This window comes from Streptomyces sp. ME19-01-6, from assembly GCF_033793745.1.
Taxonomy (GTDB): Bacteria; Actinomycetota; Actinomycetes; order Streptomycetales; family Streptomycetaceae; genus Streptomyces.
In genome coordinates this window covers 40,244-64,094 of the sequence record NZ_JARAXF010000042.1, presented here as the reverse complement: position 1 = coordinate 64,094, position 23,851 = coordinate 40,244, and the positions used below count along the sequence as shown (strand labels likewise).

At 69.5% G+C, this 23,851-nt stretch carries 25 protein-coding genes and 4 pseudogenes; 14 read left to right on the top strand and 15 right to left on the bottom strand.

Translation table 11 applies throughout. The features are described 5' to 3' along the window. The first annotated feature begins 39 nt into the window (after positions 1-39). The 6 genes from PV419_RS47340 (at position 40) to PV419_RS47315 (ending at position 5,247) form a co-directional block, all read left to right on the top strand. Positions 40-390 (top strand): antibiotic biosynthesis monooxygenase family protein, encoded by a 351-nt coding sequence (locus tag PV419_RS47340; RefSeq protein ID WP_014173895.1) that lies wholly within the window; start codon positions 40-42, stop codon positions 388-390. A 156-nt stretch (positions 391-546) separates the two neighbouring features. Beyond that, a complete protein-coding gene (locus PV419_RS47335) occupies positions 547-933 on the top strand; it encodes a VOC family protein (RefSeq protein WP_319699820.1) in 387 nt (128 codons plus the stop codon). Between the two features lie 238 nt (positions 934-1,171). Next, positions 1,172-1,600 (top strand): DUF4267 domain-containing protein, encoded by a 429-nt coding sequence (locus tag PV419_RS47330; protein ID WP_037753217.1) that lies wholly within the window; start codon positions 1,172-1,174, stop codon positions 1,598-1,600. Positions 1,601-2,012: 412 nt separating this feature from the next. Continuing rightward, the gene (locus tag PV419_RS47325; RefSeq protein WP_319699816.1) at positions 2,013-2,792 is read left to right on the top strand and encodes a recombinase family protein; all 780 of its coding nucleotides are present in this window, start codon (positions 2,013-2,015) and stop codon (positions 2,790-2,792) included. Between the two features lie 329 nt (positions 2,793-3,121). Then, positions 3,122-3,772, top strand: a complete 651-nt coding sequence (locus PV419_RS47320; RefSeq protein ID WP_319699814.1) for a helix-turn-helix transcriptional regulator — start codon at positions 3,122-3,124, stop codon at positions 3,770-3,772. Then, positions 3,769-5,247 (top strand): hypothetical protein, encoded by a 1,479-nt coding sequence (locus PV419_RS47315; protein ID WP_319699812.1) that lies wholly within the window; start codon positions 3,769-3,771, stop codon positions 5,245-5,247. Before PV419_RS47320 ends, PV419_RS47315 begins: the two co-directional genes overlap by 4 nt. Positions 5,248-5,288: 41 nt before the next feature. Here PV419_RS47315 and PV419_RS47310 read toward each other — a convergent pair whose 3' ends face one another. Continuing rightward, positions 5,289-6,092 carry an aminoglycoside phosphotransferase family protein gene (locus PV419_RS47310; RefSeq protein WP_319699811.1) on the bottom strand — a complete coding sequence of 268 codons (804 nt, stop codon included), beginning with the start codon at positions 6,090-6,092 and terminating at the stop codon, positions 5,289-5,291. A gap of 586 nt (positions 6,093-6,678) precedes the next feature. Beyond that, complete coding sequence (locus tag PV419_RS47305) at positions 6,679-7,734, bottom strand: hydroxyacid dehydrogenase (RefSeq protein ID WP_319699809.1); 1,056 nt, start codon at positions 7,732-7,734, stop codon at positions 6,679-6,681. Between the two features lie 241 nt (positions 7,735-7,975). Here PV419_RS47305 and PV419_RS47300 point away from each other — a divergent pair, with 241 nt between their 5' ends. After that, the gene (locus tag PV419_RS47300; protein WP_319699807.1) at positions 7,976-9,127 is read left to right on the top strand and encodes a LacI family DNA-binding transcriptional regulator; all 1,152 of its coding nucleotides are present in this window, start codon (positions 7,976-7,978) and stop codon (positions 9,125-9,127) included. A 90-nt stretch (positions 9,128-9,217) separates the two neighbouring features. On the opposite strand, the gene PV419_RS47295 is transcribed toward PV419_RS47300, so the two are convergent. The 3 genes and pseudogenes from PV419_RS47295 to PV419_RS47290 form a co-directional block, all read right to left on the bottom strand. After that, positions 9,218-9,793: an IS3 family transposase gene (locus PV419_RS47295; protein WP_319699805.1), complete on the bottom strand. Its 576-nt coding sequence runs from the start codon at positions 9,791-9,793 to the stop codon at positions 9,218-9,220. 85 nt (positions 9,794-9,878) lie between these two features. After that, a pseudogene (locus PV419_RS53605) lies at positions 9,879-10,055 on the bottom strand (hypothetical protein); the annotation flags it as partial. Continuing rightward, a pseudogene (locus tag PV419_RS47290) lies at positions 10,024-10,368 on the bottom strand (peptidase dimerization domain-containing protein); the annotation flags it as partial. The pseudogenes PV419_RS47290 and PV419_RS53605, both read right to left, overlap by 32 nt. 128 nt (positions 10,369-10,496) lie before the next feature. Between PV419_RS47290 and PV419_RS47285 the strand changes: the two are divergent. Further along, positions 10,497-11,006, top strand: a complete 510-nt coding sequence (locus PV419_RS47285) for a hypothetical protein (protein WP_319699804.1) — start codon at positions 10,497-10,499, stop codon at positions 11,004-11,006. A gap of 266 nt (positions 11,007-11,272) precedes the next feature. On the opposite strand, the gene PV419_RS47280 is transcribed toward PV419_RS47285, so the two are convergent. Further along, on the bottom strand, positions 11,273-12,007 hold the full coding sequence (locus PV419_RS47280) for a hypothetical protein (protein ID WP_319699802.1): 735 nt from the start codon (positions 12,005-12,007) through the stop codon (positions 11,273-11,275). Further along, entirely contained in the window at positions 12,004-12,549 is a 546-nt protein-coding gene (locus tag PV419_RS47275) for a hypothetical protein (RefSeq protein WP_319699801.1), read from the bottom strand. The genes PV419_RS47280 and PV419_RS47275 overlap by 4 nt, the downstream gene beginning before the upstream one ends. A gap of 89 nt (positions 12,550-12,638) precedes the next feature. On the opposite strand from PV419_RS47275, the gene PV419_RS47270 reads away from it, so the two are divergent. Then, positions 12,639-12,950, top strand: coding sequence for a transposase (locus PV419_RS47270; protein WP_319699799.1), 312 nt, complete (start codon positions 12,639-12,641; stop codon positions 12,948-12,950). Continuing rightward, the gene (locus tag PV419_RS47265; RefSeq protein WP_319699797.1) at positions 12,947-13,843 is read left to right on the top strand and encodes an IS3 family transposase; all 897 of its coding nucleotides are present in this window, start codon (positions 12,947-12,949) and stop codon (positions 13,841-13,843) included. The genes PV419_RS47270 and PV419_RS47265 overlap by 4 nt, the downstream gene beginning before the upstream one ends. Before the next feature lie 47 nt (positions 13,844-13,890). On the opposite strand, the gene PV419_RS47260 is transcribed toward PV419_RS47265, so the two are convergent. Beyond that, entirely contained in the window at positions 13,891-14,217 is a 327-nt protein-coding gene (locus PV419_RS47260; protein WP_319699796.1) for a hypothetical protein, read from the bottom strand. A gap of 364 nt (positions 14,218-14,581) precedes the next feature. On the opposite strand from PV419_RS47260, the pseudogene PV419_RS47255 reads away from it, so the two are divergent. After that, positions 14,582-14,947 (top strand): annotated as a pseudogene (locus PV419_RS47255) (ISL3 family transposase); the annotation flags it as partial. A 71-nt stretch (positions 14,948-15,018) separates the two neighbouring features. Here the strand turns inward: PV419_RS47255 and PV419_RS47250 are convergent. Beyond that, positions 15,019-15,198: pseudogene (locus tag PV419_RS47250) on the bottom strand (ISL3 family transposase); the annotation flags it as partial. Between the two features lie 459 nt (positions 15,199-15,657). Between PV419_RS47250 and PV419_RS47245 the strand changes: the two are divergent. Further along, entirely contained in the window at positions 15,658-16,122 is a 465-nt protein-coding gene (locus tag PV419_RS47245) for a prevent-host-death protein (RefSeq protein WP_319699794.1), read from the top strand. A 2-nt stretch (positions 16,123-16,124) separates the two neighbouring features. Next, on the top strand, positions 16,125-16,475 hold the full coding sequence (locus PV419_RS47240) for a hypothetical protein (RefSeq protein ID WP_076094230.1): 351 nt from the start codon (positions 16,125-16,127) through the stop codon (positions 16,473-16,475). 245 nt (positions 16,476-16,720) lie between these two features. Here the strand turns inward: PV419_RS47240 and PV419_RS53600 are convergent, their stop codons facing one another. From PV419_RS53600 to PV419_RS47220, 5 genes are all read right to left on the bottom strand, one after another. After that, positions 16,721-17,143 carry a muconolactone Delta-isomerase family protein gene (locus PV419_RS53600; protein WP_415925524.1) on the bottom strand — a complete coding sequence of 141 codons (423 nt, stop codon included), beginning with the start codon at positions 17,141-17,143 and terminating at the stop codon, positions 16,721-16,723. Between the two features lie 727 nt (positions 17,144-17,870). Continuing rightward, positions 17,871-18,122, bottom strand: a complete 252-nt coding sequence (locus PV419_RS47235) for a helix-turn-helix domain-containing protein (protein ID WP_319699791.1) — start codon at positions 18,120-18,122, stop codon at positions 17,871-17,873. 581 nt (positions 18,123-18,703) lie between these two features. Continuing rightward, a complete protein-coding gene (locus PV419_RS47230; RefSeq protein WP_319699789.1) occupies positions 18,704-19,882 on the bottom strand; it encodes a hypothetical protein in 1,179 nt (392 codons plus the stop codon). Further along, a complete protein-coding gene (locus PV419_RS47225) occupies positions 19,879-21,039 on the bottom strand; it encodes a hypothetical protein (RefSeq protein ID WP_319699787.1) in 1,161 nt (386 codons plus the stop codon). Before PV419_RS47225 ends, PV419_RS47230 begins: the two co-directional genes overlap by 4 nt. A 61-nt stretch (positions 21,040-21,100) precedes the next feature. Further along, entirely contained in the window at positions 21,101-21,994 is an 894-nt protein-coding gene (locus PV419_RS47220) for a GNAT family N-acetyltransferase (RefSeq protein ID WP_319699786.1), read from the bottom strand. A gap of 214 nt (positions 21,995-22,208) precedes the next feature. On the opposite strand from PV419_RS47220, the gene PV419_RS47215 reads away from it, so the two are divergent. Next, entirely contained in the window at positions 22,209-23,276 is a 1,068-nt protein-coding gene (locus tag PV419_RS47215; protein WP_319699784.1) for a sulfotransferase, read from the top strand. Positions 23,277-23,302: 26 nt separating this feature from the next. On the opposite strand, the gene PV419_RS47210 is transcribed toward PV419_RS47215, so the two are convergent. Further along, positions 23,303-23,812 (bottom strand): carboxymuconolactone decarboxylase family protein, encoded by a 510-nt coding sequence (locus PV419_RS47210; protein WP_319699846.1) that lies wholly within the window; start codon positions 23,810-23,812, stop codon positions 23,303-23,305. Positions 23,813-23,851: the final 39 nt, after the last annotated feature.

The window sequence follows — 23,851 nt, the reverse complement described above, 5'->3', positions numbered from 1 at the left end:
GCCGCGGGGGGCAACCGACAGCGAGAGGAAGTACCGAAAATGGCCAAGCTGCAGAGTCTCGACCCGAATACGCCGATGTTCGCGCAGTTCAAGGAGAAGACCGGACCCATCGTCCTGGCCAACACCTTCGTCGTCCCGAAGGAGAGGACTGAAGCGTTCCTGGCCCTCTTTCGGAGGCAGGCGGAGTTCATGAAGGCTCAGCCGGGATTCGTCTCCCTGCAGATGCACAAGGGAACGGCGGACAGCCAGCTTCTGATGAACGTCGCGGTCTGGGAGTCGACCGAGGCGCTCGCCACGGCGTTCGGCAGCCCGGAGTTCCAGCGCATGGCGGCCGAGTTCAGCGACGACATCGTGTCGTACCCGCACATATTCGAGCAGATCAACGTATGACACGGCAGCTGCAGCCAGAGAGGGGAGCCGGAGAAGCCCTGCCCTCCCTCGGCAGTCACGCATCCATGCATCATGCCGGGTCGCCAAGGCCGAGCCCGAAGCCGGCCGCGCCTTGCGCCCCACCACGCGTAGCCCCGTCCCTGAAGAGGAGTCACCATGCCCGTGGAACTGAATCACACCATCGTCCCCGCCCGTGACCCGCAAGCCTCGGCGCGGTTCCTGGCCGAAATCCTCGGCCTGAGTGTCGATCCGCCGGTGGCCCACTTCACGCCGGTCACGCTGGCCAACCAGGTCAGCCTGGACTACGACCAGCTGGACGACTTCGAGCCACACCACTACGCGTTCATAGTCAGCGAGCAGGAGTTCGACGCCGCCCTCGCCCGCATCCAGCACGGCGGGATCACCCACTACGGCGATCCTGCATGCCAAGAGATCGGGCAGATCTATCGCAGTAAGCACACCATGGGCCGCAGGGGCGCCTACTTCCGCGACCCCGACGGACATCTCATGGAAATCCTCACCCCGGGCGGCGCCGGGTCGTGAGGCCGATGGCGGCCCAGCGGATCACGGCTTCACTGGTGGTGGCGGGATCGCGGCAAAACCGGCATCGACGAAGACGAACCGGCAGGCCGGCGCGGTCAGAGACCGAGTAAGGCGATCTTGCCCCCCACCCGCGCCGGTCCGCGTCATTTGGCACGTCATCGACCGCCCCCGCTATGCCCGCCGCATCCGCCGCTGAACCCCTGCCCCACCCCAGGCTGAACGTCAAAGGAAAAGAACCATGTCGCTGAAGAACGTCAACACCGTCCTGGCCACCGTCTGCGCCCTGTTCGTCCTCTACCTCGGGTTGTCCTTCATCCTGGCCCCGGAGGCGTCCACTCAAGGCGTTGGCCTGCCGACCTGGCCCGCCGGCAACGGCGACGGCTTCCTCATCATGAAGGGCACCCGCGAATTCTCGATGGGCCTGGTCATCGGCATCCTCCTGCTGACGGGCCACCGCCGCGCCCTGGGCTGGGTCCTGCTGATGGAGGCCGTCGCCCCGTTCGGCGACATGATCAACGTCTTGGCCCACCACGGCCCCCTCGCCGCCGCGTTCGGCATCCACGGCCTGACCTCAGCGCTGATCGCGATCACCGGCCTGCTGGCCCTCCGGGAGACCAGTAAGGCTCACAAGGCCACCGCCCCGGCGCCCGCCGCACAGCCCGCCTGACAGCTGCATGCCCCCAAGGGGTGGCCCGGCCACATGGCCGGGCCACCCCTTATCCGTCAGCGACCGCCGAGAAGGGTCAGGCAAACGATCTTCTTCCAGCCGGCGGCGGCATGACAGCTGAGGCGGCCTGCTGCGCCGCAGCGGCCACGGCCACCCGAACTGGCTGGTATTGGGCGCGGGTGCCGCGGTCACCACCATGCCGCTCATCACCCGCGCCACCACGGAAACGAGACCCGAGCCGGTTGAGTCGAACCGGCCCCCTGCCCCGATTCTCATAAACGATCCTTTGCCGAGCGCGATCAAACAGCGCGCTCCAGTGATCGCGAACCGGTGGTTCGGTTCGCAGAAATCGTTCTCACTCAAAGGCGGGTTTGCGGCACTTCTGAGATTGTTTGTGACAGCATCCGGTGCCATGACGGTCCCTCAAGGGCCTTCCCCGAGCGACGCGGACGACGTCGAGCGGCACCCTTGTCCGCGCTGCCGGGCCGAGCCCGGCTCGCCCTGCCGCTCGCGCTCCGGCGCGGTCGCAGGCACCTACCACACCGGCCGCTTCAGCAAGGTGCCCCGGCTCGCCAAGCTCCTGCGCGTGCCCACCCCTGCCGACCGCGGCCCCGGCCAGCCGTGGCGCCCCGGCACCCCGGTCCCGCTCGCCCTCGCCCCGGACACCCAGACCGCCGACATCCGCATCGGATACGCCAGGGTCTCGACCGCCGACCAGAACCCCGATCATCAGATTGACGCCCTGCTGCGGGCTGGCGTCGACCACGTCCACGTCGACACCGCGAGCGGTGCGAAGGCGTCCCGCCCGAAGCTCGACCTCGTCATGCAGCTGCTGCGTGAGTGCGGGATCGGACTGCACGTCATCGAGCAGGGCATCGACACGTCCACGATGGAGGGGAGGGCGATGTTCGGGATGCTGTCTGTACTCGCCGAGCTCCAGCGCGAGCTGATCGTGGCGAACACCAACGACGGGCTCGCCTCCGCACGGGCCCGCGGCCGGGTCGGCGGACGCCGGCCCAAGCTCACCGAGGATCAGGCCGCGCTCGCCCAACGGCTCTACGACGAGCGGGAGAAGACCGTCCAGCAGATCGCCGACATGTTCTGCGTTCCCCGGTCGACGGTGTACGGCCACCTCGACAAGACCAAGACCGTGCCCCGCCAGCCCAAGAAGACCACGGCCACGAAGCCCTGACCGCTACTTGCGGCTGGGGTCAGAGATAGAAGTCCGGGGTCAAGATCAAGTGCTTAGCGCCAACGGCTGTTCCGTTGGTCCAAGTAGCCGCAATTTCATCGGATGCAACACTGCGGTTGGATCGCACATCAACGGCGGCTCGCCCCTTCGGTGCTGGCCAGCGCCTCGTGTGCGCCTGCCGCGGGCGGTCTGTCGAGCCACTTGAGACCGGGTGGATGCGGATCCGCACACCTTCTGAACTGGGAACTTGCCCGTCGATTGCTGCGGCCGGATGAGCAGGTGTTCACGGCCATGCTGGACGGCTGGCGCAACCAGCAGCTCGCCCGAACTTGGCGTTCTCCACTATCGAGGGCCGGGAGAAGGTGGTACGGGCCTTCGCCCGGCATGCAGACGCGTTCCCCTGGGCCTGGTTGCCGCAGATGGTCGACGAGTGGCTGGGCGACCTGCGGTCGGTGCGGCACCTGCGCCGTTCCACGCTGCGGAACTACCAGGGCTCGGTCCGGTCCTTCTGCCCCATCACCGACCCCGCCTACGGATGGGCGGCGACCTGCGAGGAGCGTTTCGGCGCCCACCCGCACCCGCACCCTGCGCAGAGCATTGGACGCGACGATGCAGGCCGCTCTGCGGCCGGCGAGGAGGGCTCGATGAAACGCCAGGTCAGCTACCAGTGGCGACTGCGCGAGGTGATGGCCACCCGCGGCATCTTCGCCGCCTCCGACCTCTCCCCGCTGCTCGCCGAACGCGGCATCGAGCTGTCCTCGGTCCAGGTCTGGCGCCTGGTCACCCAGACTCCCGAACGGCTTTCCCTGCCAGTCCTGGCCGCGCTCTGCGATATCCTAGACGTCACCCCCACCGACCTGATCGCCACCCGGGCCGAGAACGTCGCCCCGCGTCGCACCGCCGCCTCCGGCGGCGCCGACGTCGTGGACCTGACCAGCACCATCCGGCCTAAGCGCGCCCGGATCACCCCCGACTCGTGAGCCCGGCCTACGACAGCCGGGAGAAGTACGAGCGGTGGCACATACGCACCTGCGCACGCTGCGGCCGCCGGGCCGCCAAGTCGGCGAACTGGTCGGACGGACCCATCTGCCGCACCTGCTACGAGCGGGCCATGCGGGAACGGGGCCGCTGCCCATGCTGCAGAACCGAGCGGCTGCTTCCCGGCCGGGACGCGGCGGGAACCGCAATCTGCCGGGACTGCGCAGGCATCAGCCGCGACTTCTTCTGCGACCGCTGCGGCTTCGAGGGCCTGCTCCTCGGCGGACGGCTTTGCGAACGCTGCACCCTCTCCGACCGGCTCACCGTCCTCTTGGGCGACGGCACCGGCCGCATCCACCCGCGACTGGTCGCGCTGCACCAGCTTCTGGTGAGCCTGGACCGGCCGAAGAGCCGACTGATCTGGCTCCGCAACCCACAGGTTCCGGCTCTTCTGCGCGACCTCGCCACCGGTACCGTGCCGCTCACCCACGACGCCATTCAGGCCCTGCCGAACTGGCGGACCGCCGCCTACCTGCGCGATCTCCTCATGGACAGCGGTGTCCTGCCGCACCTCGACCGGCGCCTCCTGCTGTTCGAGCGGTGGCTCACCCAGCGGATCGCCGCCACCGCGGATACCGAACACGCCCGGTTGCTTCAGCACTTCGCCACCTGGCAACAGCTCCGCAAGCTCCGCGCCAAGGCGGCCAAGAGCCCGCTGGGCACCAGCACCACGCAGGAATGCCGCCAGCAGACCACGCAGGCCGGCGCCTTCCTGGTCTGGCTCGCCGCCCGCGACGTCGCGCTGAGCGCCTGCACCCAGGCCGACTTCGATGCCTGGCACGCGGAGAAGTACTCCACCCGACGGCCCGCACAGGCCTTCCTGCGGTGGTGCATGGACAGCCGCCGGATGCCGCGGTTGATCATCCCGAACCGCCCGACCACCAACCCCCACCCGATGGGCCAGCACCAACGGGTCGCCGCCCTGCAACGGGTCCTCGCCGACGCCAGCGCCCCGCTGCGAGTTCGGGTCGCCGCCTGTCTGGTCCTGCTGTTCGCCCAGCCGGTCAGCCGGATCGTCCGCATGACAGTCGACGACGTCCTCCGCGACGGCCAGCACGTCGCACTCCGGCTCGGCGACCCGCCCACCCCAGTGCCTGAGCCCGTGGCCGACCTCCTGCTCAACTACCTCCAGGCCCTGCCCGCCAGCACCGCCGCCATCAACCAGAACTCGCCCTGGCTCTTCCCCGGCCGCCGCGCGAGCCAGCCCATGAACCCCGCCACCCTGCGCGACGCGCTCCGTGAACTCGGCATCCCGGCCGAGAAAGGCCGGACCTCCGCCATCCGCCAGCTCGTCCTCCAGGCCCCCGCCCCCGTCATCGCCCAGGCACTCGGCTACCACGACAAGAGCACCACCCGCATCGCCGCCGACGCCGGAGCCCCCTGGAAAAGCTACGCTCCGGGCGATCACAGCGGCTGACAGGCACCGTGGCACGAGATCGGTTCAGGCCGACGGAGCACTCAGCTGTCGGCTAGAGCCATGAGTAACCGAGTCTCTGCGTCGTCCCGCCCCGCACACATTCTGGGGACCGCGATGAGGGCGGCCAGGGCTCGGCACCAACCCAGCACACGACGAGGAGACATGCCAGGAACCATCGCCGCCAGCTCCTCGACCCTCTGCTCCAGCAGGGCTAGATCTGCAACTCCTTCAAGCACCCAGTCCACAGCGTCGAAGTCCGGGTCGCCCCACGTCGGCCTCGGATCAATCGCCACCAAGCGGGCGCCCGGACCAGACAGCACGTTGGCCGGATGGAGATCACCATGCACGAGTCCCACAGGCCCATTGCCTGCAAGTTCCAGGGCTGCCGCTCGCGCCTGCCGAAGCACCTTCGAGGCAGCCGGATCGTTCACGTCGCCCGCTGCCAGCCTGCGGTCGGTCAAGTTGAACACGAAGTCGACGCGGTGTGAAAGAAGCCGCAGTACCGAGTGCTCACCCGGCACGGGAGCAGAGGCCCGCAGGTCCCGCAGCAGCGCCGCGACCTCGGCCAAATTCCATGCACGCTGGCTCACCTGCACTCCCGGCTCCACCTCCTCCAGAAGCAGGGCCCCGGCGGCCAGATCTTGTGCCAGCAGCGTGACAACCGACGGCGTCTTTGCCCAGGCCCGCAGAGCTTCTGCTTCCTCCCGGGCAATCCCGGGCTCCGGCGTGAGTTTCAGCCACGCCGAGGTGCCGGCGTCCCGCTTGAAGCAGCGGAACACCCGCGAGGTGCCTCCTCCGCCCGCCGCGACAAGCGCCAGATCCCAGCGGGCAGCGAGTTCGTCCACGAGAGCCGGCAACTCATCACACCAGGCCAGCACCTCAGCTCCGAACCGAACGACGAGCCGGTCCCGGACCTCTGGTGGGACGCAGACCAGCTCTCTCAACTTGTCCCCCGCGGGTGGTGGATGCAGTTTCCGCGCATCCTAAGACCACGGTCCGTGCACGTCCCACAACATTCAATCGTCACAGAGAGTGAAGAGTGGTCTCGTCGAACCACCCAACACAGCACTCAGGATTATCGGCGGTTACCAATCCCACGGCCGGGCCTGTCCTACCGATGCCGGGTTCACCCATCCCGGCATCGACACCGTTCCCGAGTACTGGCTCTCCTTCCCTCGTCAGCTGACCGGCTCGACACCGCCGGCAGCAACCGACTCCAACGTCCAGGTCGAGCAGAAGGGCGTCATGTTCGACCATGGCACGCACATCAAGACGGCGGGCGGCTGTACGTACGCGGAGATGCACACCTCTCCCGGCGGTACCAGCGTTGCGGTGCACGACCTGGTCTACTCCAACCGGTCGAAGTACAGCCCGGTCGGCGTGATGATCCGTACCACCGCATCGTCCCAGAAGCTGAAGTCGTCGGCGGCGTCACTCGGCCCCCGGTACCGGAGCGCCCGTGGAGTGCGGGTGCTCCGGACTCGCGAAGTCCTCACCGCGTGCGAACCTGATCACCTCGTCGACCACGTGCTCTCCCATCCGGCTCAGTTCGTTGCCGACGGAACCGGCCATGTGCGGAGTGAGGAAGACGTTGTCCAGGTCGTAGAACGGGTGGTCGGCGGGCAGTACCTCGGGGTGGGTGACATCGAGGATCGCGTTGAGGCGCCCTGCGGCGAGTTCGGTGAGCAGCGCATCTTGGTCGATGACCGCCCCCCGGGCGCTGTTGATGACCGTCGCACCGTCCGGCAGCAGCGCCAGCAGCTCGGCCGTGATCATGCCTCTCGTCTCGGGCAGCAGCGGAGCATGCACCGAGACGACGTCGACCGACCGCATGAGTTCGGGAATGCCGACCAGGTGGACGCCGAGAAGTGCGGCCTCCTCGACCGACAGGTACGGGTCTGCCACGACGATCCTGAGGTCGGTGCTTCGCCGCAGGCTCTCGATGACGAGCCGGCCGATGCGTGAGGCACCGATCAGCCCCACCGTCCGCCGGTAGTTGCCCGCGTCGGGGAAGACCGCCTCGCGGTCGATGAAGTCCCTGCGCGCGCGGTACAGCCTGGCGGATTCGAAGATCCGCTTTCCGGCCAGAAGGATCATGGCAACGCTGTACTCGGCTACTGGAACAGCGTTGACGGCGCCGGCGTTGGCGAAGCGCAGCCGTTTGGTGAGCACCGGATTGGCATGCAGCAGCGGCGACAGGGCGGAGCCTGCGGCGCTGACCACCGCAGCGAGCCGAGGAGCACAGGCGAGGGCGTCGTCGTCCAGCGGAGGGCACCCCCACCCGGTGAGCAGGACGTCGGTGTCGGCGAGTTCGGCGCGCGAGGACGGGGAGGTGAACTCGGTGAGGATCTGCGGGGACACCTTCACGGCCCCTTCCAGGCGGCGCCGGACGGCATCAGGAAAGAGATGGTCGGCCAGGCCGGGGGGTGACATCGCGAGGGTGCAGCGGATGTCCGAGGTGGCTCGACAGCGTGGCTGCAGGGTCATGAGTTAACGTTTTCCCTCATAAAAAAATCACATGGCAGGGAGGGCGTGGGATAGTAATCGATTGCTACGGCCCGAGACTACGGAACCCGGAACGAGCTGGCAAGCATGCCGCCGGTTCCCTCGGACAGCCGTCACCCGCCGTCCGGCGCCGGCCGTTGCCGCCCTCAGGGCGCCCCCCCATCCCCGGCCGGATTACGGCCGCACTGATCGAGGGCGCTTGCTGTGCAGTAACTTTCAGAGTGTGACGAAGACAAACGGTGACGGCGACCGCGAGCGGTCCGGCAAGACGGTCCGCGGTGGCAAAGGCGCGAAGAAATCGTTTCCTGTGGCGAACGAAGGGCCGCAGCGCCGCGCGACCCTGAGCGACGTCGCGCAGATGGCGGGCGTGTCGAACGCCACCGTCTCGCGTGTCCTCGCCGGCAACTACCCGGTCTCCGTGACCACGAAGAACCGGGTGATGCGCGCGGTCCGCCAACTCGACTACGTCGTCAACGCCCAGGCCCGGGCCCTGCAGGCGGGTGCCAGCCGCACCATCGCCTTCGTCCTGAACGACATCACCGGGCCGTCCTTCGCCGAGGCCGCGGCCGGAGTCGAGGAGGAGGCCGCCCGCCACGGCCGGCTGTGCGTCGTCTGCACCACGAATGGCAGCTGGCAGCGCCAGTCGGAGGTCATCGACCTCATGCGTGCGCAGGGTGCCGAGGCGGTGATCCTCATCGGCGGGGCCGATAACGACGAGGAGTCGCACAGCCGGATGGTGGCCTACGCCCGGTCCCTTGCCGCGGCCGGCTCCCGACTGGTGCTGTGTGGCTGCCCACCGCCCAGGGAGCCGCTGCCGGTGACCGTCATCGACTACGATAACGAGGCGGGCGCCTACGCGGCCACCGCCCATCTGCTCTCGCAGGGCCACCGGCGGATTCTCTTCCTCGGCAAGGGAGAGGGATACACCACCTCGGAGGCACGGTTCACCGGGTACCTGCGGGCGCTGGCCTCCTTCAGCATCGAACCGGACCCCGCGTTGCAGGTGGTCGTCGACTTCAGCCGCGCGGCAAGCGTGCGCGCGATGCGGGAGGTCCTTGCCCGCCAGGTCGCGTTCACCGCCGTCTTCGCCGCCTCCGACATGACCGCGGCAGGGTGCATGCAGGTCCTGCGCGAGCACGGCAAGAAGGTTCCCGAGGACGTCTCCGTGCTCGGCTACGACGACATCCCGATGGCGATCGACATGACCCCCCAGCTGACCACCGTGCACGTTCCCTACCGGGAGCTCGGCAGGGCCGCCGTCCGACACGTCATGGAACTGGACCCCGCGGCGCGCCAGGACGTCGACTACGTCGTGCTGGGAACCCATCTCATGGTGCGGGAGTCGGTCGCACCGCCAGCTGTCGAGTCAGCCTGAGACACGTTCAACCGGCGAGCAGTTCCACGGCGAAGGACATCGGTCGGGACGCAGGCCCGGCCAGGTCCAGTTCGCAAAGACAACCCCAGGCTAACCAGATTGCGACGCGCACCCGGCGCCGGTGCCGTGGTCATCCCACGTCGGGATGACCACGGCGACCGGAGCGCCAGTGAGGTGGGCAGCAAGTCGGCCGTGTCTGGTCTGTCGCACTGACAGCCCCGACATCCTTTCGGGACACCCGATCAGGAGTCGTAGCGCTCGGCTACCACAATCGTCGTCCTCGCGAGCACCGTTCCCACCGGCGTCTCGGCCCAAAGTCCCGGTCGACCAGGTCCGGCGGGCGGGGCGCCGACGGTTCGGGCACCGTGGTACGGCGCCGCTGGCCCCGGATGACGCCTCCAGGCCCAGCTCGCGCATCAGCCGCTCCACCGTGCCGCGGGCCACCGCCACACCCTTGCGCCGCAGGGCCCGGGAGATCCGCCGGACCCCATAGGTGCCGCCCGATTCGGTGTGGATGTCCTCGATCAGCGGCATGAGCTGCTCGTCGCGCAGCCGGCGAGCCGGCTTCGGCCGCTTCTTGCGGGCGTAGTAAGCAGACTCCGACAGTTTCAGCACCCGGCAGGTGAAACCGACCCCGAGGCCCTTGTCCCGAAGGTGTTCGATCACCTGGTCGGCCTCGTCCGGGGACGGTCTCGCGGAGTTGTTTCAGTTTTTCCAGCTCGGTGGTGGTCAGCCGGTCATCACGTTCCCCGGCGTCGGCCTCGGCCTGGCGCATCCAGCCACGCAGGGCTTCCTTGTGGATGCCGAGGTCCTTCGCGACATGCGCAATGGGGCGGCCAGCTCGCGACCGGGGTAATCTCGGTCGGCTTCGGTGCGGGAAGCTCCGCGTCCAGCTCGGCGACGGCCTTGCGGATGAGGGTCTCGGCATCGTGGGCGTCGAAGGCCGGGGTGATGCGCACGTCGACGTTCAGCTCGCACCGGTCGGGGGTGACCGAGAAGCCCTGGCCGCCGTGGAAAGAGGTCACCGACAGCTTCGGCGGGAGCGGGAAACCCGAGCCGCCGCCCACGCCGGGCATATCGGCCGCGTCCAGGAGGCGGACGAGATGGGCGGCGCGGGAGATGGCGCCCACGACGGTCCGGCTCGATCCGGAGTGCCCGGAGGGAGCGTGCACCGCGATGACGGCTCGCCACAGGCCCCGGCCGCCGACCACGACGTCGTCCAGGCCCGGGTAGCCGATCATCACCCCGGCCGGGCGGGCCGCGGCCTCATCGGCGAGGTAGGCGCGGTCCCGCCTTGCGCCCCAGAAGGTCTTCCCCCACTTGCCCGTCTCGACCGCGACCCGGCACAGCGGGCGGACGGATCCGCGCGTTGCTGAACTCGCTGCTGACCGATGCGCTGGACGACGAGATCCGATGGCAACGGCTGACGCGGCAACTGCTTGATGTGCTTCCCGAACTCACTGAAGCACCGTGGGACGACCATGCTGCACTGCAAGAACCGATGGCCTACCTGCCCGCCGAGAACGCGGCGACACGTCACCTCATCAGCGAGTCCGGCACCGTGGCCTCCGTGGCGGGCACCATTCAAAGCGCGAAGGACGAAACGCACGCCGCCGCCTTGGTCCTTGAGTGCCTGGACAGAACGGGGAAGAAGCACGACGTCGCCGAGGTGCTGGCGCTGCTGGCCGACGCCGGCGACATCACTCGCGCTTCCCCCACCATCCGCCGCGCGGCACAACTCATCTTCGTGGGAGCGACCCGACCCACTCACCTTCTTGCCCTCGCCACCTTGCGGGAGCGGGCCGAGCCCTACGCCGAGGCTTTGGTCGGGAAGGGGTGGAACATTCACCACGTCTCGGACCCCTGGCTGCCAGCCTGAACCCTGTAGCGCGCCGCGGTGGTTCCGGTTTGGGAGTCGCATAGCCGGCAGGCTGGAACTGGCCCGAAGGCCGCTGACTGTCGACCGGCGATGGTCAAGACGGCGGGCTGTGCCCATGGTTGCGGTAGGGCACCTCGTCAGGGTGCAGCCGTAACCGGGCCAGCCGCCAGGCTGTATCCGGGGACATCTCCTGATGCCGTTCCTGCGGATGCGGCGGGCGAGCAGGTTCGTGCGCGGGGCCAGCAGCCAGCGCAGCACGCTGAGGCTCACTCCGCTCCCTCGGCGGCGGCGATCTCCTCGGCCAGCTGCCGGTGGCCGAGTGTGGTCATCGCGCTGCGCAGGATTTTCAGGAAGTCCTGCGCGTTGTCTTCAGTGAGCCTGCCGACGAACGTGTGCAGTGTCTGGGCGATGAGCACCCAGCGGGAATGCGGATGCCACTGATGGATCTGGCGAACCAACTCGTGGGGATCGCTTCCGTCGGGCGGGCCGCCGATGCGGGGGGAGTTTTGGAGGAGCGTGTACAGGCGTGCCGCTGAAGGATTCGCGAGGAGCTCCTCGCGCAGGAACTCCACGCGCGCGCGGGCCTGGCGACGGTCCATCTCGTCGAGTTCGAACTCATGTCGGGCACGCTCCGCGCGGCGGGCACCCGCCGCGACGTCATCGTCGACGCGCAGGGTCACGCTGACGTTGAGTAGTTCAACGCCGTCTCGGTGGACCGGTCGCTGCTGACGCAACGCTGCTGCGAGTTCCTGTTCCGCGGCTGCGGTGCGCAGCACCGATTCGCTGGCGAGGACCTTCTCCACCATGAATCGTGCGGCGCGGCTCGCCGCACAGCGGGCGTCCTGGTTGGCCGGCCCGTGTGGCGAATGGCGCCATTCGACGCGGACGACCGCCTCGGACGGGAGTCCCGCATCACGGCTGTCGGGCCGGTCATGGAAAATGGACGTCCAACTCTGCGCGGTCGACGAGAGGGTGTCGCGGCGCGTGCGACGTCGCATCATGCGTGTTCTTCCGCACCGTCGGCCCCGGCCATGGTCTGTTGGAAGGTCTCGATGATGCCGTCGTCAAGCAGCTGCGCGAGTTCCGTGTACACGGCGCGGTGGGCCAGCCCGGCAGACGGGAGCTCGATGCGGCCTGCCGATTGCTGGAGGGCGGCGGCCTTGGCCCATTGCCGTGCGATTGCCCGCAGCCGGTCGCGGGGGCTCTCGCCCGGCGTGCCGGCCTGCTCCGGGAGGGCGTCGGCCAGCCACTCCAGGAACTTCACCCGGGAAAGGGGCCGATCGACCCAGAAGTACTCCAGTGCCGCGTCGTCCCATTCGGGGCGGTGGAAGGTGAGGGTGTCGTCGGCCTGCAGTTCGGCCTCGATCGAGTCGACCATCTCGATGACACCGGGTTCCTGCTGTCCCTTCAGGGATGGGTCACCGTCCCCGAAGACGGATGCCAGGTCGGCCGTGCTGGCGTAGACGTGCGCAACGGACGCTCCGCGCAGGGTGGCGCAGGCCAGCAGGAAGTTGCGCTGGAAGCTGGTACGGCCGGACTCCATGTGCCAAGCCAGAAGCTGGGGATGAAGCTTCCCCTTGATCGTGTACACCTGGAGACTGGGATCTGAGATTCCAGAGGAAGCAGCGCCAAGTGGGAAGCAAGTACACGAAGCGGTACTCGGACGAGTACAAGCGGGACGCCATCGAGCTCGTGCGGTCGTCGGGCCGGACAGTGACCGAGGTCGCCCGGGAGCTCGGGATCAGTTCTGAGTCCCTGCGGGGATGGGTGAAGAAGGATCGCGCCGCCCAAGAGAGCGAGCCCGGTGCCGGGCCGTCGGGGCCGGGCGGCGACGCTCGGGACGAGGAGCTGAAACGGCTGCGGAAACTGGCCGCTGAGCAGGCGAAGACAATCGAGATCTTGAAAAAAGCGACCGCCTTCTTTGCGAAGGAGACCGACCGGTGAGCACGATATGCCGGTTCATCCACGCGGAGAAGGCGCACTACACGGTCACGCTGCTGTGCAAGGTGATGAAGACCGCCCGCTCCACGTACTACGCATGGGTGGCTGGACGGAAAGCCCGCGAAGCAAGGCGGCGGGACGACGAGGCCCTGGTCCATGAGATCACAGTGATCCACCTCGCGTCCCGGCGGAACTACGGCGTCCCGCGCGTCACCGCCGAACTGCGCCGGCAGGGCCGGCTGGTCAACCGCAAACGGGTGGAACGGGTCATGCGGGAACACGGCATCGCCGGACACAGCCGGCGCACCGGACGCCGCAGCCTGACCAAGGCCGACACCAAGGCAGCCCCCTCGCCCGACCTGATCGGCCGGGACTTCACCGCCACCCGACCCGGCACGAAGATCGTCGGGGACATCACCTACCTCCTCACCGCCGAGGGCTGGCTCTACCTCGCCTCCTGGCTGGACCCGGCCACGCGCGAGGTCATCGGTTACTCGATGGCCGACCACCACCGTGCCGAACTCGTCGTCGACGCCCTTGACATGGCCGCCGCGCTGGGCCGCCTGGAACCGGGATGCGTAATCCACAGTGACCGCGGATCGCAATACACCTCCGGTCAACTCCGCACCAGAATCGGCGAGTTGGGGCACCGGCAGAGCATGGGCCGGAGCGGGAGCTGCTTCGACAACCGCGCCGCGGAGAGTTTCTGGGCCGTACTCAAAGAAGAGATCGGCACCCGCTTCTGGCCCGACCGGGCCACCGCCCGCGCCGACATCTTCAACTTCATCGAGACCTTCTACAACAGACGCCGCCTGCGCAAGCACATCCACTGGGGCTACCTCACACCCCACGAGACACGCCTGCGCTACCGGCAAGATCAGGCCCTTGCGGCGTAACAACACCGTGTCCAAGATCACGGGAAAACTTCACTTCATACGCTCGCTCATGCTGCGGTCAGCTCCTTGACGAGCTTGGCGTACTCGCTGAGTTCAGTGGGGATTTCGCCGAAGGCCTCCATGTAGTGGACCCAGGAGTGGATGACGGTATCGGCGAGCGGGAACGGTTCGTCACGGTCCGGGCCGATGCCTTCGCCCTTGGGCGGGTCGAGGAACTTGTCCTTGGCGGTGCGGGGCAGGCTGGTGCGGTCGTCTGCCTTGACCAGGACCACGTGGGCGGTGACGCCGCGCTCGTTGCGGGCGGCGGCGCGTTCAGCCTCGTCGAACGTCGCCACGAGCTTGCGGCGCTCGATCTTGGTGGGGGCGACCGGCACGAGCAGGCGGTCGGCCTCGGTGACGGCGTCGTGGAAGATCTTGGCGCTGCCGCCGCCGGCGTCGACGATGATCGCGCCGAACTCGGCCCGCTTGGTCCGGATGTACTCGGCAATGTCGTCGAACGGGTACCGTTCGACGACCAGGTTGACGGGGATCTCGAAGCCGTCGGCCTGGGCGACCCTGTACCAGTCGTAGGCGGACTGGCTGCTCGCGTCCGCGTCCAGCAGCAGGGTGGGGATGCCCAGGACGACGGCGTAGTAGAGGGCGATGAACCAGGCGCTGGTGGTCCTGCCGGTGCCGCCCTTGAGCGCCGACCACGATCACGAACGCGTCCCAGACGTGTTCTGTGGCTGCGGCCAGGGCGCCCTGTCCGGCGGGGTGCGCGAGCAGACCACCCGCGAGCGCTGGCTGCAGGTCCACGCTCTGCTCGACAAGGGCGTCGGCCTGCTCGAATGCGCCCGCCGCCTCGACGTCGCCCTCAACACCGTCAAGCGCTACGCGCGCATGAAGGAGCCCACCGGGGAGAAGACCGCGCCGCGGTACAAGCCCACACTCGTGGACCCCTACCGTGAGCACCTCCGCGCCCGGCGTGCCGCCGACCCCGCCGTCCCGGTCCAGCAGCTCTTCCGCGAGATCCGGGAGCAGGGCTACACCGGCAGTCTCAACCTCCTCTACAAGTACGTCACGCAGGGCCGCATCGAGGGCGAACGGCCGGTCACGACCCCGCAGCGCTGAACCTCCGCGACAAGGACGCAGCATTACTGCGGGAACTCACCTTTTCCTGCCTGGAGTTGGGAGGGGGTGTTGACGCCTTCGGTGCGGCCGTTGTGGCGAGTCAGGCCGGCGTCGACGGCGCCCCGGTCGAGTTCCAGCCCGTTGGCGAAGGAGTGCAGGTGGGGCAGGTCAGTGGCACGGACCTGGGCGATCCACTCGGTGAGCTTGGCATCGTTGCCCCCGGCCGGGGAGAGGAGCTGGGCGTAGCCCACGTCACAGACAGCTACCACCGACTACGGACCAGAGCCAAAATCGAGACAGGCCCTTGTGAACATCCCACATCGGCGTGACCGCCATCTCGAGCACCGTTCACCGTTCACGACGGTGCGGGCATCGTCGACTCTCGCGACGACATCGGCGAGCTGTACCGGCGCTACCTGGCGCGCTTCCTGGACGAGATCCGCAATGACCTCTCTGGTCGAGTCGCGCTGCCGGTCGAAGCGCTGCCCACGGACAAGACCCGCGACCTGCTTGTGCATGGCAGGTAGGCAGCTCTGTAAGTGCGCTCCCCATCTCGACGATCGACCCGGCTGTGAGTTCGGGTTGACCTCAGGCATCAAGGAAGGCTGAGATCTGGCATCGGACCGCATCCGGAGGTCGAGTCTGGCGCACGCACTCCGCGGCCTCCACTGGACTTCCGAATACGTTCCGAATACTATGGATCCATGACCATCGCAGCAGACCTCCCCGTGGCGACTCGGCGCTCCTCGGACCTGAGCAAGCACTCCGCCGAGGTCTTCGCCGAGGCCGAGGACCACCCCGTGACGGTGACCCGGCGCGACGGCGAGGCTCTGGTCCTGATGTCGCAGCGTGAGGCCGAGGGTCGTGCCCGCTTGCTGAACTTTGCCGCGCAGCTCATCACCGTCACCCTCGACGACCGCGGCTCGCTCGCCGAGCGGATGTCCAAGGCCTTCCCTTGGATGCTCGCGCTGTCGCCGGCCGACCGGGAGTCCTGCGCGCAGGACCTCGTCGATGCGGCGCGCGCGTCGTTCTCCACCGACCAGCCGCACCTCGCGATCACAGAGCTGACCTCCTGGAAGGAGACGGCCACCGCCGTCGCGGCCGGGCTCAGCAGCGGCAGCGCCGGTCTGGAGTGGCTCGACGACGATGAGACCGTGGAGCGTCCGTAGCCGTGGCGGCCGCCAGGAAGGGCGAGCTGGTACCTCGCCCTCCGAAGAAGATCGAGTACGAGATCCGCTTCGCCACAGCCGACGCGCAGAAGGGATGGCGCGACCTCGTCGCGACGATCCGCAACCCCATGACGGAGACCTGGGACTTCCTCACGCGGACGCCACTGTCCACGACGCCGACGAACTATCGGCTCAAGGGTGAGCTCGGCGTCATCGAGCGTGGCGGTGCGACCCATGAGCGGTGGCAGCACAAACCGACTGCGAAGGGCACCGCGCGCATCTGGTTCTACGTCCACGAGCGCACGGTCTTCCTGGAGCAGGTGCACACGAGCCACCCGAACGAGACGAAGTAGGCGGGCTTCGCAGCGTCGCACATCGTCGGTGAGCGCGCATCCGATGGGGATGATCGCCGTGTGGCTGCCGCGACCGCGGACTTTGACTTCACTCGAGGGCGGCGCGGCCTTGGGAAAGGGCGACTCGATCTCCCCGATCACTCCGCGGAGGGGAAGCCTCTGCGTGAAGCGGCTTCGTCAGCTTGGAGGGCTCGCGCCGCTAGTCCAAGAAATCGTGCATGCTCGATAGAGAGAGGGCTTTCTCGTCACACTGCGAACGCCTGCTCGACGGGGTCGCTCGGGTGTGGATCCAGGTGAGTGACCGGCATCATGAGCCACGGAGCCATAGGGAGACCCTCGAGCGTCCGGTCGAGCGTCTCCCGGTCGGTCGCCTGCCACCCCCCGAGGGCAGGGAGCCCGTCCGGGTGGAGCCAGAGGCGGCGCAGCAGGCCCGCCGACGCAGCGTTGCCAGCAGCCACTGCCTCCTGCTGCCACTTGTCTGCGAGCTGATCCGGAGCCAGGCCACTGGTGTCGCCCAGGACGAACTCGACGAAGTACTCGCGCCAGCCGTCGCGGCGCGGTGTTGACTGCAGCGGCGACGCTCGCCAGGATCGCGAGGCCGGGGGCGACGCCGAGGTGCTGGGCGGAGGTGAGCAGCGCCGAGGCGATCTCCGGTTGTCGTGGTCCACTCCATGGACTGCGGCCTGGTCCGGGCGATGACGCCGGTCCCGAAGCCGAGGGCGATCACCAGTATCGCCGGTGCCATCCCGGTCCAGTAGTCCGTCTCGGTCGCGATCAGGGAGGACCAGACCAGCGGGCTCGCGCTGCGGCACTGGGTGAGCGCGAACGCGAGAGGAGCGTGACCGCACCCCGTGCCGCCGGTGCCGAGTACCGCTCCCACGGCCCCCCAGCCGTCCGGTGTGGCGCTCCGCGTCCACGACGTGCACTGGCCTGAGAGCCTGCCCGGCGCAGGATGGCGACGATCCGGTCGACTTGCGCCTGTGACAGAGGAGGCGCGCCCTCGGCCTTGGCGGCTCCCGCCTTCCGGAGGTCCTCGAGTACGACCGGAGAGGCCGGGTGGCGCGGCCATCGTGTTCGCGAGGCGCTCTGATTGTCGGCGTGCTCTACGCTCACGGTCGTGCGTGCCGAGCGTCGAACTGACCGTGGTACATCGCTGCTGTTCTCGGCTGTGTCGCCTGCTGCAGCTGATGAACCCAACAGTTGCCTCCTTCCGGCCAGGTCCATCTGCCACAGGTGTATCGGCGCCTCACGCTGCCACCGGCGGTACTTGCGCGGATGCTGCTGTTCCTGGGCGCGGACCAGGCCATTGCGGGACAGCACCCGGTGGACCGTGGCCCGCGACGGCGTCGACTCCAGCCCGCGGCCGGACAGCTCGTGGGAGATCCGGCGGGCACCCTACCGGGGATGCCGGCGGCGCAGCTCGCAGATCTCGGCCTCAACCTCGGCGGACAGGCGCGTGGGACTGTTCCGCGGCCAGCGGGAGCGATCCAGCAGACCGGGCATGCCCTCCTGCTCGAACCGCCGCCGCCAGCTGTGCAGGGTCTGGCGCGAGGTGCCGTACCGGGCCGCGACCTCACCGATCGGAGACCCGCCGAGCACTTCGCGGACAGCCTGGTAGCGGTACTCGGCCAACTGCTGTACATCCACGACTCCGACGGAAGCACCCCTGCCGCACCGGCAGTTGGGGGATAGCGGACGTTCAGCCGAACGTGTCAGCCATGTCCGGAGCACAAACGGTTAAGCATCTCCTGAGACCTCACACCGACAGCCTCCTTCCTCAAGTACGAGCCGCTCTCGACTCGTCAGCCGAACGCGTCGGTCTCGCTCAGGACGACTGGTCTTCGCCTGCCCGCAGCAGCGCTGCCATGCCCACCCATGACTGACGAAGCCGGTGCCAAGCGCGGAAGCTCGGCTCGGATCCCGGGTCGATCGCAACGTCGGATTTCAGGGGAGGTGGCGATCTCAAGTACCGCAACCGAAGCATGTGAACCGAGGTGCTTCACCAACTGCGAGTTAGTGCCTATTTGTATCCCTCGGCGCGCCTCTGACCAGGCGTTTTGTGTGGTTGGTCGAGAGTGAGGTCAAACGGCGGCATCATGCAGTACGTGCTGCGCTCGCTGATCCGGAAGTAGGTCCTGGGCCAAAGCCTGACGGACGGTCGGACGGGCCGCACTCCCCGGCGCGGGGGGTGCGGCCCGTCGGCGTGCCCCACGAACCCAGGCGCGCCCTCAGCGCGGCAGCTCGACCTTCACCGAACCGCAGCCGAGCCGCTCCGCCTCGGCGGCGGCGTAGCGGGGGAGGAGCCTGCGCGGCAGGTCGTCCATGCGGATGCCCTCGTTCTGGATGAGGAAGGCGACCAGACCGGTCTGGCACGACGCCTCGTACAGAGCCAGGTCGGAGCCGACGGAACTGCTGCCTCGCTTGTCGAACTCGCGCCGCCCGAAGGTCGCGCCCAGGTCGGCGAGGACCTGGGCGAGCCGCGGGTCCTCGACGGTGACCAGCCGCAGCCGCGCCCGCGTCTGCGCCGCACCAGCGACGCCGACGCCGCAGACGCGGGCCGTTCCGGGGCTGTGCGCGAGCAGCGTGCCGTCGAGCTCGTAGCGCTGCTCCTTGGAGAGGCGCAGCGCCAGCCCGTCGACGCCGCAGAGCCGTCGTGGCTCGGTGTTCTTGTAGCGCGGAGCGGCGGGAAGTCTGCCGGGGAGCGGGAGCGTGCCGTCGCAGTTCAGGGCGCGCATGGCGCCGTTCGCCAGCCGGACGGTCGCCCGCGCCACCGCATCCCGCCAGCGGGGGTCGTCGCGGGAGCTCATGGGCAGCTTCCCCCAGGACGCCTCGACGACCGCGGGCCCGTTGGCGAGCCCGCCGTCGGCGCAGCCGCTGGGGAGCTCCAACCACGTTCGGTTCTCCGCGGCCGTCCCGACGTATCCCTTGCCGAACGGCACCGCCAGCGGGGAGAGGAAATCCGTCAGCCAGCCTGCGGTCTGCGCGTCGTTCCGCCCGTCGAGGTGGTGGAGCCGGAAGTCGATATGCGTGGTGGGGCGGCCGTCGCGCAGCGCCAGGAGCCGGCAGGCGCCCTGAGCATCCGGCAAGCTGTCGCTCCCGCGTGTCGGACGGATCTCCTCCGCACGGACGGAGAGGTCGGAGCGGAACAACGCCTCAGCGTCCTTCTTGGGGAGCGTCCCCCAGCACACGGCCTGTTTCCCGTCCGACCACGGGAGGCCGCTCGTCTGCCAGGCGGTCAGCAGGCTGCCGATGAGCGCGCCCACGACTCCCACGGTGATCAGCTGACCAGGCCGGGACCGCAGCAAGGCCCAGGCCCGCCGGCCACGCCGCGACCACCGGCCCTTGCGCGCCGCCTCGGTGGCGAGGCGGATGTGTTCCTGTCGCCGCCACTCATCAGGGCTGCTCATATCGCGTCTCCGTGCGGTGCGACGGCGGCGCAGCCGAGGCGCTTGGCCACGGCGGCGGCGTAAACGGGGAAGATACGGGACGGGGTGGCGAACGGGGTGTCCTTGGCCATGGCTGTCCTCTCCATGAACATCACCGTCGTACGGTCCGCGCACCGGGTACGGAAGAGCGCGCCATCCGCATCCGCATAGCCCTGGCCGCGCCAGCCCCCGGCGAGCGGGGCGCCGCCGGTGAGGCCGTCGAAGAGCTTCATCAGCCGGGGGTGGGCGGTCATGGTGAACTGGGCGGCCATCTCGTCGTAGAAGTCGACGACGCAGGTCTGGAGGTCGTCGCTGACCGGGCCCACGACGGAGTGAAGGCCCTCGTCGTCGCTTTCGCCACGGCGGGGTGCGGGCCCGAGGCCGTCGATCCGGCAGCCGCCCGGGGAGAAGTCGGGGGCGAAGGTGATGTCCGGCGCGCGTCCCGACACTACGGGCGCGGTGAAACCCAGCGGCTTCTCCGGCGCGCAACCGGCCTTCTCCATGCCATGGTTGGCGACGTCAACGAGCACCTGCGCCGCCTGCCACGGCTCGGAGGAGACCTTCGGCAGCCTGGCCGTCTCGCCCTCGTCGTCGCTCTGCACGCCGCTGGCGGTCACGACCGAGGGGCGGCCGTCGACATCGCACTTCTCGGGGAGCACCAGCGCGGCGGAGCCCTCGCTGACGAAGCCCGGCAGCCCCTCGGGAAGCTGGTCTCTCGCGCCGGCGAAGAGCTCGGCCAGCCAGGCGCGGCGCTTCTTCGCGTCTCTCGGGCCGGTGCCGTAGCTGACGGAGATCTTCTCCTGGACGGTCTCGTCGTCGCTGTAAGTCCAGCTCGCGGTGATCGTGCACGAGCCGCGCGGGCGTTCGGGCGTCGGGGCCGTCTCCCGGAAGGCGCGGACGTGGTCCTTCTCGTCGAAGAGCGACGGCTTGTCGCGCTGCGACCAGGCGCCCCAGCAGTGCTTCTTCGCCGCGTCCGCGTCGTCGTCGGCCCCGAGGACCAACCACCCCGCCACCAGCGCGGCGGCGAGTCCACCCGCCAGCGCCGCGCGTCCGCGCCGGGCCGTCAGGGCGCGGCGCAGCCGTCCGGCACCAGCACCAGCACCGGCAGCGTCACCGTCGCCCGTCGTCTCTTCGTCCATGCGGTGTTCCCCCGAAAGCTGTGTGTGCCGTGGATCGTATCGGGCGGTACCGACAGGTACGTCAGAGAAAGGTGCTGGACGGGATGTACGGAGTCGGCGGCCGCATCCCGCGCAGGCACACATAGCCCCCGGTGGACAGCTCGAGCCCCGCCGCCAGCCCCACGTCGACCGCCCACTCCTGCTCGGCCGTCAGGCTCGGGACCCGAGCCTCGGTGCCCTCCGGGAGGCTGAGCAGCGCGGCGGTCAGCAGCCGCGTCGCCAGCCGCCGGGAGGTCGCGGCCAGCAGCTCGACCTTGCCGTCGTCGCCGACGTAGCAGTATCCGCTGCCCGCCAGGTCGTCCGAGACGAACAGCCGGCATTGGCGCAGCAGCAGATCGTGGTCGGGCCCGTGCGCCCCGCCCCGGGTGCGGCGGTCGACGGAGTCCATCATGTCCCGCTGCCTGGCCCCGCCCTCGAACACCGCCCCGTCCGGCGGGGGCAGCCGCTCCTTGGCGGCCTTGTCGATGGTTCCGCGCAGCCGGATGGACGGGTGCAGGGTGAAGCCCGCCTGCCGGTACGTGGCTGCCGCCCGGGGGTCCTCGGAGCCGACGATGATCCCGCGCAGGCACGCCCGTCCGTACGCGAGCGCCCCCGCCAGCAGCTCCCGGCCCAGGCCCCGCCGCTGCGCTCGCGGCAGCACCGCGAACAGCGCCAGCCCCCAGGTGCCCTCGCGTCTGCTGGACAGCACCGCGCCGACCGGCATCCCGGTGTCGTCCACGGCGAGCCAGCAGCCGCCCGGGTCGGTGCGGGCGAGGTGCCGGTTGCGGCCGTTGGCGAAGGCGATGCGCCGTGGCGGCCACTCGGCGGTCTCGTCGGGCTTGCCGGGGAGGGTGCGGGAGGCGCCGAAGGCGGCGGTGGCCACGGTCCGTACCGCCTCGGCGTCCTCCTCGGTGTCGCGTAGCTGGCGGACAATCATGGGCCCATGATGACGGGCCGGTTGGCGGGCGCGCGAAGGGTGTTGCCGGGACCGGGGCGTTCGGCCGGGCCGCCCGGCCGGCGAACGCCCCGGTCCCGGCACCACCCTTGCGCCCCGGCGACCCCACGCCCTTTACTGATCGCTGCCCGGCAGCCGCCCGCGCGCGACGGCCGCCGCCCAGCCCGCCGCACCGCGCGGCAGGCCAGCACCGGAGGTGGACGACATCAGCACGCGGCCCCTGACCTTCGTCGTCGGCACCGGACGCAGCGGCTCGACCGCGCTGTCGCACCTGCTGAGCCTGCACCCCGGCATCCTCAGCGTCAACGAGCTGTTCACCTCCCTCGGCGCGGAGCCCCACCGCCATCCGCTGCCCGGGCGGGCCGTGACCGGCGCGGACTTCTGGCAGCTCGTCACCCGGCCGAACGAGGAGTTCGACCGGATGATCCGCAGCGGCGCCCCGTCGCCGGAGTTCCTCTACAACCGGCGCCCCGGCCGCTTCTCGGCCGAGACCACCGGCATCCCCGCCCTGTGCATGATGGTCCTGCCGCATCTCACCGAGGACCCGGACGGGCTCTTCGACGAGCTCGCGCCGCGCGTCTCGGCGTGGCCCCACCGCCCCGTCGCCCGGCACTACGAGGCGCTGTTCGAGCTGCTGGCCGACCGGTTCGGCGGCGGCGTGGTCGTCGAGCGCTCCGGGGGCTCCCTGAGCTGGGTGCCCTGGATCCGGGAGGCGTTCCCCGGGGCGCGGTTCGTCCACATGTTCCGGGACGGGCCGGACTGCGCGCTGTCGATGAGCCGCCACCCCGGCTTCCGGATGATCCTGCGCACCATGGACGCCAGGAGCGCGTCCGGGGCAGGCCCGCTCGTGGCCCGGCTCACCGACGAGCACCTGAGAACCCTGCCCCCCGACCTCGCGGGGCTCTTCGCCGATCGGTTCGACCCCGCGCTGCTCATGGAGGCGCCGGTGCCGGCCGCCCGGTTCGGCGAGCTGTGGTCGCGCCTGATCACCCGGGGCCTGACGGCGCTGTCACGGGTCCCGGAGGGCTCCCGTACGTCCCTGTCCTACGAGGAGCTGCTCGACGCGCCCCGGCGGGAGCTGATCCGGCTGGCGGAGTTCGTCGGCGTCGATCCCACGGAGGAGTGGCTGGCGGCGGCCGAGGCCACGCTCGACCACGGTCGGCGCGGCTCCGCCCTCCGCCTCCCTGCGGACGAGCTGTCCGCCCTGCGGGAGTCCTGCGCCCCGGGCACCGAGGCGCTGCGCGCGGCCATGGCGGGGGCGTAGCGCCCCCGCTCGCCCGGTCAGAACACCTAGGCGGAAGGCGTCTGCCGCGGGCCCGGGATCGGCCGTACGGGGTGCTTGCTCATGATGGAGACCCGGTTGAACGCGTTCATGGTGATCGCCACCCAGATCACCGCCGAGATCTCGTCGTCGGTCAGCACCTGGCGCGCGACACCGTAGGCCGCCTCCTGCGCGGCGGCGTCCGCGGGGCTGGTGGTCGCCTCCGCGAGGCCGAGCGCGGCCCGCTCCCGCGGGGTGAACACCTCGGTGTCCCGCCACGCCGCCAGCACGCCCAGGCGCTGGGTCGTCTCGCCGGCCCGCAGCGCGGCCCTGGTGTGGAGGTTGAGGCAGAAAGCACAGCCGTTGATCTGGGACACGCGCAGGTTGACCAGCTCCACGAGCTGCCGGTCGAGCCCGGCCTCGCCGGCGGTCGCGCGGACCGCCTCGGCGGTCTGCACCAGCGCGCCGTAGGCCTGCGGGCTCTGCTTGTCGACGAAGACCCGCCTGCCCCGCCCCTCGGCGGAGGTCGCCTTGGCCACGGGGGTCCCTGCGGGGGGCGTCTCCGCGGGGGTCGTCGC